Below are 15926 nucleotides of genomic sequence, written 5' to 3' on the forward strand. Positions count from 1 at the left end.
GATGACCCGAGCAGCCATGAGCGTCGACCTGATCGTGCTGGCGGGCGGGCGCGCCCGGCGCCTCGACGGCGCGGTCAAGCCCGCGGTCGAGGTGGCCGGGCGCACGCTGCTCTCCCGGGTGCTGGACGCCCGCGGTCTCGCCCGGAACGTTGTCGTGGTCGGGCCGGAGGAGGCCCGTGCGGCCGTCCCGGACGACGACACGTCCGAGCTGACCTGGACGCTCGAAGATCCCCCGTTCGGCGGCCCGGTCGCCGGCATCGTGGCGGGACTCGCGGCGCTCGAGCACGCGACCGCGTCCGGGCCTGCGGACTGGGTGCTCCTGCTGGCCTGCGACCTGCCGTGGGCAGCGGATGCCGCCCGCCTACTGGTGCCGGCGGCGTCCGACCCGGGGCTGCCGGCATCCGTTCACGGCCTGCACCTGGTCGACGCGGGCGGCCGCGCGCAGTGGCTCGCGGGGATCTACCGTCTGGCGCCGCTGCGGGCGGCCGCGCACCGGCTCGGCGCCGACGCCCACGGCGCCAGCATGCGCGGACTGCTGGCCCCGCTCGAGCTGCGGGGCGTCCGCGACCAGAACGGCGAGGGGAGCGACGTGGACACATGGCAGGATGTGGAGTGGAGTTCCGCACTGCTGACCAGCACCCCACCGTGGAGCAATCCGACCGCGGAGCAATCCGACCGCGGAGCAATCCGACCGCGGAGCAATCCGATGAGGAGTGATACCCAATGAGCGCCTCGACCCCGCTTCCCCCTGAGGCTCTCGACGAGTGGCTGGTGGCCCTCGCCGCCGCACTCGGCCTGGATCCGGCCGACATCCCCGTGGGCACGCTGCTCGACGTGGCCCGCGACGTGGCCCACAACGTGGCCCGGCCCGCCGCCCCGCTGAGCACGTTCCTGGTCGGTCTGGCCGCCGCCCGGAACGGCGGCACACCCACCGCCATCGAGGCCGCCAGTGCGCTGGCCACCCGGCTCGCCCTCACCTGGCCGCCGGACCAGCCGGAGGTGACACGCTGATGGCGACCATCCGTTTCTTCGCCGCGGCAGCCGAATCCGCCGCCGCCGACGCGGCCGCGATCGATGCCGCCACCATCGGCGACTTGCGCGCCCAGCTCACCAGCCTCTACGGCGACGAGTTCGAGCGCATCCTCGGCCGGTGCTCCCTGCTCGTGAACGGCACGCGGGCGACGGATGACACGGTGCCGCTCTCCGGGAGCGACACCGTCGACGTGCTGCCGCCCTTCGCCGGCGGCTGACGCCCGCCGATTTCGGTTCTGTACGACCGAATCATTTTTCACGGCGTTCACGCGTTGTCGCATTTCCGCTGTACCGCGAGGGTGGAAGCTACGCGGGCCTGGTGCCCGGCAGCAACCAGCCGAGGAAGTCCATGTCAGTCGCAACGTCCCCGCAGTTCGCCTCGAAACTCAAACCGGATCTGTCCAACTGGGACCCGGAGAATGACGAGACCTGGGATCCGGGGCTCGCCTGGCGCACCCTGTGGATCACCACCTTCAGCCTGACTCTGAGCTTCGCGGCCTGGTACCTCGTCAGCGCGATCGCCCCGCGTCTGAACGACATCGGCTACTCCCTCGCACCCAGCCAGCTGTACTGGCTCGTCGCCCTCCCCGGGCTCGCCGGCGGCCTGCTGCGCCTGGTCTTCATGTTCCTGCCGCCGATGATGGGCACCCGCAACCTCGTCGCCATGTCGTCGGCCCTGCTCATGATCCCGATGCTCGGCTGGACCCTCGCCGCCCGGGACACGTCGACGCCGTACTGGGTGCTGCTCTCCCTGGCGTTCGCGGCCGGCATCGGCGGCGGAACCTTCTCCGGTTTCATGGCATCGACCAGCTACTTCTTCCCCAAACGCCTCGCCGGTACGGCTCTGGGCCTGCAGGCAGGCCTCGGCAACTTCGGCATCGGCCTGATGCAGCTGATCCTGCCCTGGGTCGTCGGATTCGGTCTGCTCGGCACCGCCGCCCTCACCCCCCAGAGCAGTGCCGACGGTGACCTCGTCTGGCTGCACAACGGTGGGCTGGTGCTCATCCCCTGGGCTCTGCTTGCCATCGTCCTGGCGGTGATGTACCTGCGCCGGGTGCCGATCACGGCGAACTTCCGCCAGCAGATGGACATCTTCCAGGTCAAGCACACCTGGATCATGACCGCCATCTACCTGATGAGCTTCGGCGCCTACAGTGGCCTCGCCGCCCAGATGGGCCTGATCATCCTCAACGTCTACGGCGACTTCCCGGATGCCCCGAACCCGCTGGCCTTCGCATTCATCGGCCCCGTCCTCGGCGCCCTGGTGCGGGCGGCGAGCGGCCCGTTCTGCGACAGGTGGGGCGGCGCGATCTTCACGTTCATCGGTGGCCTCGGCATGGTGGCGGGAACTGCCCTCACCGCCTTCTTCCTCACGCCGACCAGCGTGGACGAGTTCTGGGGCTTCCTCACCGGCATGTTGATCATCTTCTTCTTCGCCGGGCTGGCCAACGCCGGCACGTTCAAGCAGATGCCGATGATCTTCCCGAAGCGTCAGGCCGGCGGAGCCATCGCCTGGACCTCCGCCATCGCGGCCTTCGGACCGTTCGTCGTGGGCATCTCGCTCACCATGATCAGCCCGACCGCGTTCTTCGCCGGCTGCGCCGTGTTCTGCGTGTTCTGCACCTGGCTCGCCTGGTTCTACTACGCCCGAAAGGGTGCTCCCTTCCCCAGCTGATCGATCTGCCGGAGCGGAGTACGATCCCCGCATGGAACAGCTGCACTTCACGATTCGGATCGACGCTCCGGTACACGCCGTCTGGAGCACGATGCTGGACGCGTCGACCTACCGGGACTGGACCCGGGCGTTCCATGAGGGTTCCCACTACGTCGGAAGCTGGGCGGAGGGCAGCACGATCCGCTTCCTTGCCCCCGGCGAGGATGCTTCCCACAGCGGGCTGGTGGCCACGGTCGTCGAAAACCGGCTGGACGAGTTCATCTCCCTGGAAATCCACGGTGCTGTCTCCCGGGGCATCGACGACACCACGAGCGCTCACGCGCGGCGGTTCGCGGGCGCGCACGAGGACTACTCCTTCAGCGAGTCCGACGGGGTGACCACACTCGTGGTGGCCGTCGACACCGACGAGGAATTCACGGCCATGTTCGCTGCGGATTGGCCCCGCGCCCTGGCGCGGCTCGCGGAGCTCGCCGAGGAACGGGCCGCCACCGCCGACTAGCTGCCCGAATCCTGCCAGCCGTGGGCGATGAAGGGGTCGGACTGGGAGTTCCGCGCCCCGAACGGAGCGGAGCGGGTGGTCGACGCCCGATCCGCACCAGCGCTGCTGCCCATCCGGCTGGGGCTGTGGCCAACTCAGGAGATCCGTCCGGCCGGGCCGAACATCCACACTGGTTCCGCACTGATCCGTGGCGGCCGGTGCATGCCGGCAACGGATGTCCTGAGTTGGCCACACACACACACACACACACACACGCTCGCGCGACCGGGCCTAACCCGCGGAAGAGTCAGGGGAGCCAGAATCTCCGCCGAGTGGACCCGCGAGGTTGCCGCCGGCGTGGGCGCCGACAGCTCCGTGACCGACTGAGTTCAGGCCGGCTCAGTCGTCGTCTTCGCCCCCGGCGGGCGCCGGTGCTCCCCCGGCCTCGGACCAGACGGCCGCCGCCCCGCTGTGACCGATGCGCACGGCCTGCACGATGGTTCCCATGGCGGCGCCCAGCGCGGCCACGGCCAGCACGATGGCCACCCACTTCGGGGTGCGGGCGACGGATGTCCGGCCGCCGACCTCCCGGTAGTTCCACCAGAGCAGAACGGCAGCGACCACGACCAGGGCGGCAACCCAGGGCAGCAGCCCGTCGGCCAGCTCGGAATGGGTCTCGACCAGCGCGGTCTCGGTGACCCGCTCTCTCAGCGCCTCCCCGGATTCGCGCGCCAGCGGCACGAGAACGAGTGCGGCCAATGCGAGGATCAGCGGCAGGAACTTCGCCCACCGGCGAAACCGGGGCCAGAGGGCCGCGACGACGACGAGGGCGCCGTGGGAACGACGACCGCGGTCGCGTGCACCACGAGGGGGTGCACAGGCAAACCGAAGATGGTGTCGAGCAGCGCATCGAACATGTGTCTCCTTCTGGGGCATCCTCAGGCACGAAATTGGACCCACACCGGCAATGCTAGGCACCGGAGCGGAACCCCGCCATACAGCGCAGGCTTCGCTTACCAGCCCGAGTGCGGCGGGATCAAGACGCCCTCGATCGCCTGCAGGCGGCCTGGCGTGCGCGCGGGCTAGCCCTTCGGGCAGCCCAGGTGCCGGCGGCCTGCATCATCCGTTACCCCTGCGCGACCCGCTCCCCCGGCTGCATATGGCGGCTGCGGGTCGCGCACCGGCGTCGACGTCCCTGGGATCTTCGGCTAGCGGCGGCCGCCCACCTTTTCGCGGGTGTCCCTCGGTAGTTCGCTCTTCTCCCAGCCACGGCGGGCCTTCTGGGAGCCCGCACCGCGGTGGCCGTCCCGCGAGCGGTAGACGATGTAGGGACGCACGAAGTAGCCGAGCGGCGCCGAGAATACATGCACCAGTCGGGTGAAGGGCCACAGCAGGAAGAGCATCGTGGCGGAGAGCACGTGCAGTTGGAAGAAGAACGGCACGTCGCTCATCAGCGCCGGGTCCGGCTGAAAGGCGTACAGGCTGCGGATCCACGGTGAGATCGACCCACGGTAGTCGTAGCCGGCGCCGAGCACCTGGTAGAGCACGGTCGCCGTCGTGCCGAAGGCGATGGTGCCGGCGAGGAACAGGTACATGACCTTGTCCATCACGGTCGTGACCAGCTTGACCCGGGCGACCAGGCGGCGACGGATCAGCAGGATGGCGAGGCCGGCGATGGTCAGCACCGCGGCGACGCTGCCCAGCCAGGTGGCCCCGAGGTGGTAGATGTGCTCGGTGACGCCAAAGAACTCGAGCCACGGTTTGGGGATGAAGAGTCCGACAATGTGACCGCCGAAGACCATCAGGATGCCGTAGTGGAACATGGGCGAGCCCCAGCGGAGCCACTTGTTCTCGTAGGTCTGGCTCGACCGTGAGGTCCAGCCGAACTGGTCGAACCGGTACCGCAGAAGGTGGCCGACGATGAAGACCCCGGCGGCGGCGTAGGGGAACGCCACCCAAAGCAGAATGTCGAGCGGATTCATACCCGTACTTCCTCGCTGTTCGCGCCGGACGGCGAGAACGGTTTGAGATTGCCCAGGAAGGTCATGCCGACCGTCTCGGTCGGCGGACCCTCGTTCACCAGGTTGAGGTAACGCTGACGCGTCTCCTCGTCGATCTTCGGGAGAGACAGGGAGACCGCCTCCACAATGTGCGCGTAGGGGCTCGGCACGGCCTCGAGTGCCATGCGGAGCACCTCAATCCCGTCGCGGTGCGCGGCGAGCAGTTCCTGTGCGATCGGCGAGTCGCTCCGCGCGGAGAATTCGAGCACCATCGGCAGGTAGTCGGGCAGTTCGTCGGCGGCGACCTCCCAGCCCGCGGCACGGTAGGCCTCGACGAAGCGCACGAGCGCCATGCCGCGGCGACGGGTGTCCCCGGCCGCAAAGTAGCTCAGGTACGGGCAGCACTTGCGCTTGAGGTCGAAAGTGGCCGTGAAGTGGATCTCCAACTCCTGCTGCGTCATCGCATCCGCTTTCGTCAGGAACGCCTCGAAGGCGTGGCGGAGCGGATCCGGCAGCAACGCCACCGACGCGGCGACAGCACCGAAACGGGCCCGTCGCTCCTGGCTGGGGTAATCCAGCAGAATGGATGCCGCCATGTGCGCCATCCGGCCGTCCTCCGCGGACAGAGGCAGCGCCGTGACCTTGCGGGTCGGGAGCTTCGGCAGCCTCATGCGGGACTCCCGGAGGCCTTCGGCGGGAACATGCCCTCCGGCACGCCGCCGCCGGTCCAGTTGAGCAGGTTGACCCGGCCGGGCGTGGTGGGCTTCGTGCGTTCGGAGCCCTTGCCGACCATCTCGTTGTAGTTGTCGACGGTCGCGTTCAGCGGCATCCCGGGGGTCTTGCCATAGGGGCCGGCCGCCGTGGCGACGCTGGGGCCACCCATACCGGGGCCGCCGTCGGTGTCGAGCGAGCAGGCGAGTTCCTCAAGCTCACGCGCCGTCTCGACGTGCGCCTTGGGGATGACGTAGCGATCCTCGTATTTGGCGATGGCCAGCAGGCGGTACATGGCCTCGATCTCGGGACCGGTCATGCCGACCGCTTTCGGGATCGACTCGTCGCGGTCGCGGCCCAGGTTGATGTCGCGCATGTACGACCTCATGGCGGCGAGCTTCCGCAGCGAGGACTCGACGGGAACGACGTCTCCGGCCGAGAACAGCCCGGCGAGGTATTCCACCGGGATGCGGAGCTTGTCGATGGCGGCGAACAGGGTGCGGGCATCCTCACCGTCGTTGTTGGTGGTCGAGATGACGTCGACCACCGGGGACAGCGGGGGGATGTACCAGACCATCGGCATGGTGCGGTACTCCGGATGCAGCGGCAGAGCCACCTTGTACTCGGAGATGAGCTTGTAGATCGGGCTGTTCTGGGCCGCGAGGATCCAGTCGTCCTCCATGCCTTCGGCCTTCGCCGCGGCGATGACCTCAGGGTCGAACGGGTCGAGGAAGCAGGCGCGCTGGGCATCCAGCAGGTCGTGCTCGTTCTCGACCGAGGCCTGCGCGAGGACCGCGTCGGCGTCGTAGAGCATCAGGCCGAGGTAGCGCAGCCGGCCGACGCAGGTCTCCGAGCAGATCGTGGGCTTGCCCTGCTCGATCAACGGGTAGCAGAGCGTGCACTTCTCGGCCTTACCCGTCTTGTGGTTGAAGTAGACCTTCTTGTACGGGCAGGCGGAGACGCACATGCGCCAGCCGCGGCATCCGTCTTCGTCGACGAGGACGATACCGTCCTCCTCGCGCTTGTACATGGCGCCCGAGGGGCAGGCCGCGACGCAGGCGGGGTTCAGGCAGTGCTCGCAGATGCGCGGCAGGTAGAACATGAAGGTGTTCTCGAACTCCATCTTCACGTGCTCGCTCATGGTGGCGAGGATGGGGTCGTCTGCCGCGGTCTCCTGCGAGCCGCCGAGGTCGTCGTCCCAGTTGCCGGACCACTTGATGTCCATGTTCTGGCCGGTAAGCAGCGACTTGGGCCGGGCGACGGGGCTTTCCGTGCTCAGCGGAGCCTTGGTCAGCATGTCGTAGTCGTAGGTCCACGGCTCGTAGTAGTCGTCGATCACCGGGAGGTCGGGGTTGTTGAAGATGGTGGCGAGGCGCTTGATGCGGCCACCGGAGCGCAGTTTCAGGCGTCCGCGCTTGTTGCGCTGCCAGCCACCCTTCCACTTGTCCTGGTCTTCGTAGCGGCGCGGGTAGCCGACGCCGGGCTTGGTCTCCACGTTGTTGAACCAGACGTATTCGACGCCGGTGCGGTTGGTCCACACCTGCTTACAGGTGACCGAACAGGTGTGGCACCCGATGCACTTGTCGAGATTCATGATCATCGACATCTGAGCCATTACGCGCATTTAGTACTCAACCTCCTGGCTGCGTCGACGGATCACGGTGACCTCATCGCGTTGGTTCCCGGTCGGGCCGAGGTAATTGAAAGCGAAGGACAGCTGGGCGTAGCCACCGATCAGGTGACTCGGTTTCAGCAGGATCCGGGTGAGCGAGTTGTTCGTGCCACCGCGCATGCCGCTCGTCTCGGCGATCGGCACGTTGATGGTGCGGTCCTTCGCGTGGTACATGTACACGGTGCCCTCGGGCATCCGGTGCGAGACGACCGCACGGGCCACGACGACGCCGTTGCGGTTGTAGGACTCGATCCACTCGTTGTCGCGCACGCCGATCTTGTCGGCGTCCTGCGGTGACATCCAGATGGTGGGCCCGCCGCGGGACAGCGACAGCATCATCAGGTTGTCCTGGTACTCGGAGTGGATCGACCACTTGGAGTGCGGGGTGAGGTAGCGCACGGCCACCTCGGCCCGGCCCTTCGAGCCGGTCGCGCCGGTGGACGAGGTCGACCCGACGATGGAATCATCGAACAGGCGGTGCATGTCCAGCGGCGGCCGGAAGATCGGCATGGTCTCCCCCAGCTCGATCATCCAGTCGTGGTCGAGGTAGAAGTGTTGCCTCCCGGTGAGGGTGTGCCAGGGCTTGAGGTGCTCCACGTTGATCGTGAACGCGCTGTAGCGTCGGCCGCCGTGCTCGCTGCCGGACCATTCCGGGGAGGTGAGTACCGGGACCGGGGCACCCTGCACATCCGGGTAGGAGAAGCGACGGCCCTCGTTGTCGCTGGCCAGGTGCGCCAACTTCTGGCCGGTGCGCTCCTCCATCCTGCGGAAGCCTTGCGTGCCGAGCCGTCCGTTGGTGGTGCCGGAGAGCGCGAGCACCATTTCGCAGGCCTGGATGGCGGTCTTCAGTTGCGGCCGCCCGGCGGCGGGGCCGCTCTCGACGAGCCCGTTCTTCTTCGCCAGGTAGGCCACCTCGACGTCGGGGTTGAACTTGACGCCCTTGGTCATCATGCCGAGCTTCTCGGTCAGCGGGCCGAGGGCACCGAGCCGCGCGGCGAAGGCCGGGTAGTCGCGTTCGACCACGACCAGTTTGGGCATGGTCACGCCGGGCACCAGCACCTGGTCGTATTCGACGATGCCGTGCGGGGCGCTCATCGCATCCGGGGTGTCGTGCAGCAGCGGAACGGCGACCAGGTCCTTCCGCACCCCGAGGTGCTCCACGGACATCTCGGAGATCTTCTCCGCGAGGATGTGGAAGATGTCGAAGTCGGTCTTCGCCTGCCACGGCGGGGCGATCGCCGGGTTGAACGAGTGGATGAAGGGGTGCATGTCGGTGGTCGACAGGTCGTTCTTCTCGTACCAGGTGGCCGGCGGCAGCACCACGTCGCTGAAGATGGTGGTGCTCGTCATGCGGAAGTCGCTGGTGACCATCAGGTCAAGCTTGCCCTCGGGGGCGGTCTCGTGCCACTTCATGGTCTTCGGGCGCTTCTCGGGCGGCGATTCGGGGGCGCGAACGGCGTTCTTGGTGCCCAGCAGGTGCTTCAGGAAGTACTCGTTGCCCTTGCCCGACGAGCCGATCACGTTGGCCCGCCAGACGTCGAGGATGCGCGGGAAGTTCTCCGGCGCATCCGGGTCCTCGATGGCGTACTCGAGGGTGCCGTCGCCGAGGGACTCGACCACGTACTGGGCCGGGTCGACGCCCGCCCGGACCGCGTCGTCGACGAGGTCGAGCGAGTTGCGGTTGAAGGTGGGGTAGCCGGGCATCCAGCCGCGCTTGGTCGACTCGACCAGGCAGTCCGCGGTGGTGCGGCCGGCGAAGGTGCCTGTGCCGAGCGGGCTGGACAGGGTGTCGGCGGCGAGGCCGTCGTAGCGCCACTGGTCGGTGGCGAGGTAGAAGAAGCCCGTGCCGATCATCTGGCGGGGCGGGCGCACCCAGTCCAGGCCGAACGCGTACTGGCCGTAGCCGGTGAGCGGGCGCACCTTCTCCTGGCCGACGTAGTGAGCCCAGCCGCCACCGTTGACGCCCTGGCAGCCGGTCATGGTGGTCAGTGCCAGGAAGGCCCGGTAGATGGTGTCGGAATGGAACCAGTGGTTGGTTCCGGCACCCATCAGGATCATCGAGCGTCCATTGGAGTCTTCGGCGTTCTGCGCGAACTCGCGACCGATGCGTTCGGCGGCCTGCATCGGCACCGAGGTGATGCCCTCCTGCCAGGCAGGGGTACCGGGTGAGGTGGCGTCGTCGTAGCCGGTCGGCCAGACACCGGGCAGGCCTGGCCGGCCGACGCCGTACTGCGCGAGCAGTAGGTCGAACACGGTGGTGACCAGCTGGCCGGCCACCATCCGCACGGGTACGCCGCGACGGATGATGCCCGCACCGCCCGCGTGCTGCTCTCCGATCTCGTCGGTCTCCGGAGCAACGTCGAACCGGGGCATGTCGATGGCGACGGACGCCTGGTCGTAGTCGGGCGCGTCGGCGATGGACAGGAGCGGGTCGACACCCTCGAGGTCGAGGTTCCACTTGCCGACGTCGGTCTCGGAGAAACGGTGCCCGATCGAACCGTTGGGCACGACGACCTCGCCGTCGTGGCCCAGAAGCACCGGCTTGAACGCGGCGCTGGCGACCGTCGGGGCCAGGCCGGGCAGGGCATCCGCGGTCACGAACTTGCCGGGCACGTACGCGTCGCCGCGCCTGGTGAGGCTGATCAGGTAGGCGGAGTCGCTGTAACGCTTCATGTAGTCGACGAAGCGGGGCGTGCGGCGGTCGACCAGGAATTCCTTGAGCACGACGTGGCCCATGGCCAGCGCGAGCGCGCCGTCGGTGCCGGGGTGCACGGCCAGCCACTCGTCGGCGAACTTGGAGTTGTCGGCGTAGTCGGGCGAGACGGTGATGACCTTCTGGCCCTTGTAGCGGGCCTCGACCATGAAGTGCGCGTCGGGCGTGCGGGTGACCGGCACGTTGGAGCCCCACATGATCAGGTAGGAGGAGTTCCACCAGTCTGCCGATTCCGGCACGTCGGTCTGGTCGCCGAACACCTGCGGGGACGCCACGGGCAGGTCGGCGTACCAGTCGTAGAACGAGAGCATGGTGCCACCGAGCATGGAGATGAACCGGTTGCCCACCCCCTGCGAGACGATCGACATGGCGGGGATCGGCGAGAAGCCGGCGATGCGGTCGGGGCCGTACTTCTTGATGGTGTGCACGTGGGCAGCGGCGACGATCTCGGACGCCTCGTCCCAGCTGGTGCGCACCAGGCCGCCCTTGCCGCGGGCGCTCTTGTAGGCGCGGGCGCTCTCGGGGTCGCCGGTGACCTCGGCCCAGGCGAGCACGGGGTCGCCGGTGCGGGCCTTCGCCGCACGGAACAGGTCGAGCAGCACGCCGCGCACGTAGGGGTACTTGACCCGGGTCGGCGAGTAGGTGTACCAGCTGAAGGCGGCGCCGCGGGGGCAGCCGCGGGGCTCGTATTCGGGTGAGTCGGGGCCGACGGAGGGATAGTCGGTCTGCTGGGTCTCCCAGGTGATGATGCCGTCCTTGACGTACACCTTCCAGGAGCAGGAGCCGGTGCAGTTCACACCGTGGGTGGACCGCACCTCTTTGTCGTGGGTCCAGCGGTCGCGGTAGAACGAGTCGGCGTCGCGGCCGCCCGCAAGGAACACGGATCGCAGGTCGGGTGAGGCCTTGCCTCGACGCAGGAACCGCCCGAGCTTCAGGATCGTGTCGTCGATGGGGCCGTCGATGCCGGGCTTGGCCGGCCGGGTCTTAGCCGGCTTCGAGAAAGCCGAATTCTTGAGTGTTTTCACAACGTACCCCTTGCACTGCCCGGGGTCACCATGGTCGGCAACCACCCTCGGACTCCAGTCTCAGGGGTGGCGAAATTCGCTACAAGCCGGAAACGCCGTGATAAATGATTGCCGGCTTGAGCCGTTCCGGGGCGGTGGGTGCGGCGCCTGTTTCGACACCTGGGTCGGCGTCGGACCGGTGCAGGTCGAGGGTGCAGGTGTTCAGTTCGACCAGCGGGTGCAGCGCGTCGGCGCTCAGGGGTCCCTCGGTCCTTTCGAGCAGGGTTTTCAGCAGCCCGAAGTGCACCCGGCAGACCTCGGGGTGCGCCTTGACCATCTCGCTGTACGGGCATTCGTGCAGGTGCACTCGGTTGCCGTCGGCACCGTCGATCTCGAGCCGCGCGTCGAAGCCGGACTCGTCGAGGTGGTCGTCGAGGGCGTCCAGCTGCCGCTGCAGCGGCGAGTGGATGACGGCCTCGACCCGCAGCATCCGTCGCACCTGGTCACCGTGGCGATCGGCGGCTTCGGCCTTCGCGGCCCGGATGGAGCCGTCGACGTGGTTCGGGCCGGCGGCGGCGCTGTACAACATCCGAGGCCGGCCCTTGGAGTCTTTGTTTTCCGGGTGACAGGTGACGAAACCGTCCCCGATCAGTCGCTGCAGGTGCTCCCGGGCCGTGTTGTGGTGCAGACCGGTGGCCTCGGCCAGGTCGCCCACCGTCATCGTTCCGCGCTGCTGCAGGAAGTACAGAAGCTGAATCCTGCTGAAGGACGCGAGCGTGCGGTAGCTCGACGAGGGGGAGGACGGCGTCACCTCCTAATCATCTCCTTATTTTCTGAATTCTCTGACTTTTTCGGGGACTGGACATGCGATTCGGACGAAATCCGACGCCGTGCTCTGCGTTCCGCGCGCTGCCCGGACCGGCGCAGCAGGCGCATCGCATTCACGATCACGATCAGTACGGATGCCTCATGCACGAGCATGCCGCCGAACATCGTCACGCCGCCGAACAGCACACCGGCCAGCAACAGCGCCACCGTGACCAGCGCGAGGGCCACGTTCTGGTGCATGACGCGCACCGTACGGCGGGCCAGGTCGATGGCGGCGGGGAGCATCAGCAGGTTGTCACCCATCAGCGCGATGTCGGCGGTCTCGACCGCGACGGCCGAACCGGCCGCCGCCATCGCGATGCCGATGTCCGCCGTGGCCAGGGCCGGGGCGTCGTTGACGCCGTCTCCCACCATCGCCACGACGTGGCCGTCCCACCGGAGCCCGGTGACGACGTCGAGCTTGTCCTCCGGCAGCAGCGACGACCGGATCTCGTCGATTCCGACGTGGGCACCCACGGCCTGCGCCACGAGCGGCCCGTCGCCGGTGAGCATGACGACCCGAACAATCCCCGCCGCGTGCAGCGCGTCCACCATGTCGGCGGCGTCGGGACGCACCTCGTCGGCCACGGCGAGGACACCGGCGACGACGCCGTCGAGCACGACGATCAGCGGCGTGCGCCCGTGGGCGGCGAGTTTCTCGGCCAGCGTCGTGGCGGCATCCGCGCCCGCGATCCGGTGGGCGCGGAGCAGGGCCGGATTGCCGATCAGCACGGTGCGGCCGGCCACCGCGGCGACGATGCCCTGCCCGGGCACCGACGTGATGTGTTCCGGCAGGCCGGTCACCTGGGCGCCCTGCGCGGCTTCGCGTGCGGCCTCCCGCGCGGCGGCCTGCACGATCGCTCCGGCCAGCGGATGCTCGGAGCCGGCCTCCGCCCGTGAAGCCCAGTCGAGCACCTCGGCACGGGTCAGGGCGGGGTTCAGCACCACGACATCCGTCAGGACCGGACGGCCCCGGGTGAGGGTGCCCGTCTTGTCGACCGCGACGACCGTGATCTTCGCGGCGGTCTCGAGGAACTCGCCGCCCTTGATCAGGATTCCGAGCTGCGCGGCGCGGCCGATCCCGGCGACGATCGCGACCGGGATGGAGATGACCAGGGCGCCGGGACACCCGATCACGAGCAGGGTCAGCGCCAGGAATACGTCGCCGGTCACCACGCCGACGATGATCGCGAGCACCAGGATGCCGGGGGTGTACCAGGCCGAGAACCGGTCCATGAAGACCTGGGTCGGGGCCGTGGCCTCCTGCGCCTCCTCGACCCGGTGCACGATGTGGGCCAGGGTGGTAGCCGCGCCGACCTCGGTGGCCAGCACCTGCAAGAAGCCGCCGGTCGAGACCGTGCCGGCGAAGACGCGGTCGCCGGCGCGCTTCTCGGCCGGGGAGGACTCGCCCGTGATGGAGGCCTCGTCGATCGTGCCCGTGCCCTGCTGCACGGTGCCGTCGACGGGCACCCGCGCGCCGTTCTTGACCAGGACGGTCTCCCCGGTCCGCACGGACCCGGCCAGGACCTCGAGCTGCTCGCCGTTCCGCAGCACGAGGGCGACGTCCGGGGCCAGGGCCACGAGCGCGGTCAGGGCGGAGCGGGTGCGGTTGAGGGTGGCCGATTCGAGGGCATGCCCGATCGCGAACAGGAAGGTCACGGCGGCGGCCTCCCAGTATTCGCCGAGCACGATGGCGCCGACGGAGGCGACCGTGACAAGCAGGTCGATGCCCACGACCCGGGCGAGCAGCGCTCGCCCGGCGGTCCGCATGATCGGGAACCCGGCCACGACCGCGGCCGCCACCATCGCCGCGTCGGAGACAAGCGGCGGCACCGGCAGGAGGCCGAGCAGCCAGGCGGCGCCGATCAACGCGCCGGAAATGAGGGGAATCAGGTGGCGGCGCACGATGGTCATGTCACTCCCCCTGTCCGCCGGTCAGAACGCGGCCAGGCGGGCGGTGTAGCCGGCCTTGCCGACGGCGGCGATGAGGGCATCCGTACTGACGACGGCCGGGTCGTGGTCGATCTCGATCCGGGCGGTGGCGAAGAACACGGTCACGGCGCTGACTCCGGCGAGGCGGCCGATCTGCTTCTCGATCTTGGCGACACAGGACGGGCAGGAAAAGCCGTCGGCCCGCAGGATGGTGTGGACGGTGGCCGGGGTGGATGTCGGAGTGGATGTCGGAGTGGATGTTGTGGTGGGGATGATTGTGGTCATGACTGCGACGTTACGAACCCGAGGCGGCGGCAACCATGACGGCCGTCACTTTGCCGCAACCAAGCCCGAACGGTCGAGCACGGCGGTCCACCGCCGTCCGGAATCGATCAGCCCGTCCCGGCGCAGGCCGCTCATGGCGCGGGACACCGACTCGGCGCTCGTGCCGGTCATGGCGGCCAGGTCGGCGCGGGTCAGAGGCAGCTGGATCAGGGTGGTACCGGCGCCGTCCCCCGGCACGCCGAAGGTGTCGGCGAGGCGCAGCAGGGTCGCTGCCACCCGCGTCGTGACGGTAACGGAGGCCTGCTCGGCCTCCCTCGACCGCGCCCGATGAAGACGGTCGACGACGACATCCAGCACGCGCAGCGCCACCGGCGGATGCGCGAGCAACATCTGCCGGAAGGCGCCGGATTCGAGGCGCAGGGCGCAGGTGGTCACGAGGGCAACGGCCGTCTCGGGGTACCGACCCGCGTCCAGCGCGGTCAGGCTTCCCAGCACCGCTCCCGGGCCGAGGAAGTCGAGGCTCGTGAACTGCCCGGTCGAGGTCGATCGGAACACCTTCGCCTGGCCGGCCGCGAGTACGAACACGTGCTCGGACGGCTCGCCGGCGGTGAACAGCGTGTCTCCGGGACCCCAGGCGAGCGACAGCATCCGTTCGGCCAGGTCGGCGAGCTCGCCGGCCGACAGGTCCTGGAAGATCGGGATCTGGCCGAGAATGCTGTTCCGCATGGCGGAGGAGCACGGATGCGGCCGCGCACAGGTGCTGCGCAGCGGTGTGCGCCGGGCCACGCTCACGGCTTCGTCGCCGGGATCTCGAGGTGGGCGAGGCAGACGCCCGGGCGGGCGAACGGCTCGAGGGTGACGCCGACTCCGGGTGTGTGCAGGCGCTCGAGGGCGCCCTCCATCAGGCCGCGGTGCACCGCGCACACGACGTCGCTGTGCTCCTTGGCCACATCGAGGAACGGGCAGCGGTGCAGCTCGATCACGACGTCGACCGGAGCGGCGGCGCCGCCGAAAGCGACGTCATCGGCAGCACCGGCAGCACCGGTATCACCGGCATCCCCGAGGCGCGGCTCGAAGCCGACCTCGTCAAGGATCTGAACGATACGCCCGACCGATGCTCCGTGGGCCGCCCCCGACTGCGCGTCGGAGAGTCCGGCATCCGTCTCGGCCATTTCCCTGCCCCAGCGCCGCCCGGCCTCCGCGGCCGCGGCCGCGCCTGCCCCCGAGGAAACGTCCCTGCCCAGGCCGCCGGCCAGGAGACCGGCAAGAAGCCGGTAGGACTCGGCGGGGACCTCGGCGGCGGGTGACGTGGCGCGAAAGAAAAGCCGGGGCCGCCCGGGACGCACGCGCGCCTCGACGGTCTCGGCAACCAGGCCCACCTCGACCAGCCGGTCGAGGTGGGACCGAACCGTGTTCGCGTGCAGCCCCACCGCTTGGGCGATGGCCGGCACATCCATCGCCGCGTCGGCATCGCGCAGGAGTTCGAGAATGGCGACCCGACTGATGCCGGAGAGCACGCGGTGGGTGCGGGCGTCAAGGGGTTCGATAGGCACCAGA

At 68.8% G+C, this 15926-nt stretch carries 16 protein-coding genes; 5 read left to right on the forward strand and 11 right to left on the reverse strand.

The genetic code is table 11. The annotated features are described in order from the left end of the window. Nucleotide 1: 1 nt before the first annotated feature. The 5 genes from E3O47_RS02330 to E3O47_RS02350 all read left to right on the forward strand — a co-directional run bounded on the left by E3O47_RS02330 (nucleotide 2) and on the right by E3O47_RS02350 (nucleotide 3206). Nucleotides 2–727 carry an NTP transferase domain-containing protein gene (locus E3O47_RS02330; RefSeq protein ID WP_198418014.1) on the forward strand — a complete coding sequence of 242 codons (726 nt, stop codon included), beginning with the start codon at nucleotides 2–4 and terminating at the stop codon, nucleotides 725–727. After that, entirely contained in the window at nucleotides 724–1011 is a 288-nt protein-coding gene (locus tag E3O47_RS02335) for a DUF6457 domain-containing protein (protein ID WP_104101339.1), read from the forward strand. The genes E3O47_RS02330 and E3O47_RS02335 overlap by 4 nt, the downstream gene beginning before the upstream one ends. Beyond that, the gene (locus tag E3O47_RS02340) at nucleotides 1011–1250 is read left to right on the forward strand and encodes a MoaD/ThiS family protein (protein ID WP_104101341.1); all 240 of its coding nucleotides are present in this window, start codon (nucleotides 1011–1013) and stop codon (nucleotides 1248–1250) included. Before E3O47_RS02335 ends, E3O47_RS02340 begins: the two co-directional genes overlap by 1 nt. 131 nt (nucleotides 1251–1381) lie before the next feature. After that, the gene (locus E3O47_RS02345) at nucleotides 1382–2707 is read left to right on the forward strand and encodes an MFS transporter (RefSeq protein ID WP_104101344.1); all 1326 of its coding nucleotides are present in this window, start codon (nucleotides 1382–1384) and stop codon (nucleotides 2705–2707) included. Nucleotides 2708–2738: 31 nt separating this feature from the next. Then, the gene (locus E3O47_RS02350) at nucleotides 2739–3206 is read left to right on the forward strand and encodes an SRPBCC domain-containing protein (protein ID WP_134342347.1); all 468 of its coding nucleotides are present in this window, start codon (nucleotides 2739–2741) and stop codon (nucleotides 3204–3206) included. Between the two features lie 378 nt (nucleotides 3207–3584). On the opposite strand, the gene E3O47_RS02355 is transcribed toward E3O47_RS02350, so the two are convergent. The 11 genes from E3O47_RS02355 to E3O47_RS02400 form a co-directional block, all read right to left on the reverse strand. Further along, on the reverse strand, nucleotides 3585–3944 hold the full coding sequence (locus tag E3O47_RS02355; RefSeq protein ID WP_134419425.1) for a hypothetical protein: 360 nt from the start codon (nucleotides 3942–3944) through the stop codon (nucleotides 3585–3587). An 8-nt stretch (nucleotides 3945–3952) separates the two neighbouring features. After that, entirely contained in the window at nucleotides 3953–4102 is a 150-nt protein-coding gene (locus tag E3O47_RS15800) for a hypothetical protein (protein ID WP_166785306.1), read from the reverse strand. A gap of 291 nt (nucleotides 4103–4393) precedes the next feature. Beyond that, entirely contained in the window at nucleotides 4394–5167 is a 774-nt protein-coding gene (gene narI, locus E3O47_RS02360; protein WP_104194627.1) for a respiratory nitrate reductase subunit gamma, read from the reverse strand. Continuing rightward, nucleotides 5164–5856: a nitrate reductase molybdenum cofactor assembly chaperone gene (gene narJ, locus E3O47_RS02365; protein ID WP_104101355.1), complete on the reverse strand. Its 693-nt coding sequence runs from the start codon at nucleotides 5854–5856 to the stop codon at nucleotides 5164–5166. Before narJ ends, narI begins: the two co-directional genes overlap by 4 nt. Then, nucleotides 5853–7520 (reverse strand): nitrate reductase subunit beta, encoded by a 1668-nt coding sequence (gene narH / locus E3O47_RS02370; RefSeq protein ID WP_134419426.1) that lies wholly within the window; start codon nucleotides 7518–7520, stop codon nucleotides 5853–5855. Before narH ends, narJ begins: the two co-directional genes overlap by 4 nt. After that, nucleotides 7521–11231, reverse strand: a complete 3711-nt coding sequence (locus E3O47_RS02375; RefSeq protein WP_241986062.1) for a nitrate reductase subunit alpha — start codon at nucleotides 11229–11231, stop codon at nucleotides 7521–7523. 154 nt (nucleotides 11232–11385) lie between these two features. Further along, on the reverse strand, nucleotides 11386–12096 hold the full coding sequence (locus E3O47_RS02380) for a helix-turn-helix domain-containing protein (RefSeq protein ID WP_134342350.1): 711 nt from the start codon (nucleotides 12094–12096) through the stop codon (nucleotides 11386–11388). Then, on the reverse strand, nucleotides 12093–14066 hold the full coding sequence (locus E3O47_RS02385; protein ID WP_134419429.1) for a cation-translocating P-type ATPase: 1974 nt from the start codon (nucleotides 14064–14066) through the stop codon (nucleotides 12093–12095). The genes E3O47_RS02380 and E3O47_RS02385 overlap by 4 nt, the downstream gene beginning before the upstream one ends. A gap of 21 nt (nucleotides 14067–14087) precedes the next feature. Continuing rightward, nucleotides 14088–14369, reverse strand: a complete 282-nt coding sequence (locus E3O47_RS02390) for a heavy-metal-associated domain-containing protein (RefSeq protein ID WP_104101365.1) — start codon at nucleotides 14367–14369, stop codon at nucleotides 14088–14090. A 45-nt stretch (nucleotides 14370–14414) separates the two neighbouring features. Then, the gene (locus E3O47_RS02395) at nucleotides 14415–15095 is read right to left on the reverse strand and encodes a Crp/Fnr family transcriptional regulator (protein WP_104101694.1); all 681 of its coding nucleotides are present in this window, start codon (nucleotides 15093–15095) and stop codon (nucleotides 14415–14417) included. A gap of 62 nt (nucleotides 15096–15157) precedes the next feature. Continuing rightward, entirely contained in the window at nucleotides 15158–15922 is a 765-nt protein-coding gene (locus tag E3O47_RS02400) for a helix-turn-helix domain-containing protein (RefSeq protein ID WP_104101367.1), read from the reverse strand. Nucleotides 15923–15926 lie beyond the last annotated feature (4 nt).

Origin of the sequence: Cryobacterium sp. TMT2-17-1 (genome assembly GCF_004402765.1) — a bacterium.
Taxonomy (GTDB): Bacteria; Actinomycetota; Actinomycetes; order Actinomycetales; family Microbacteriaceae; genus Cryobacterium; species Cryobacterium sandaracinum.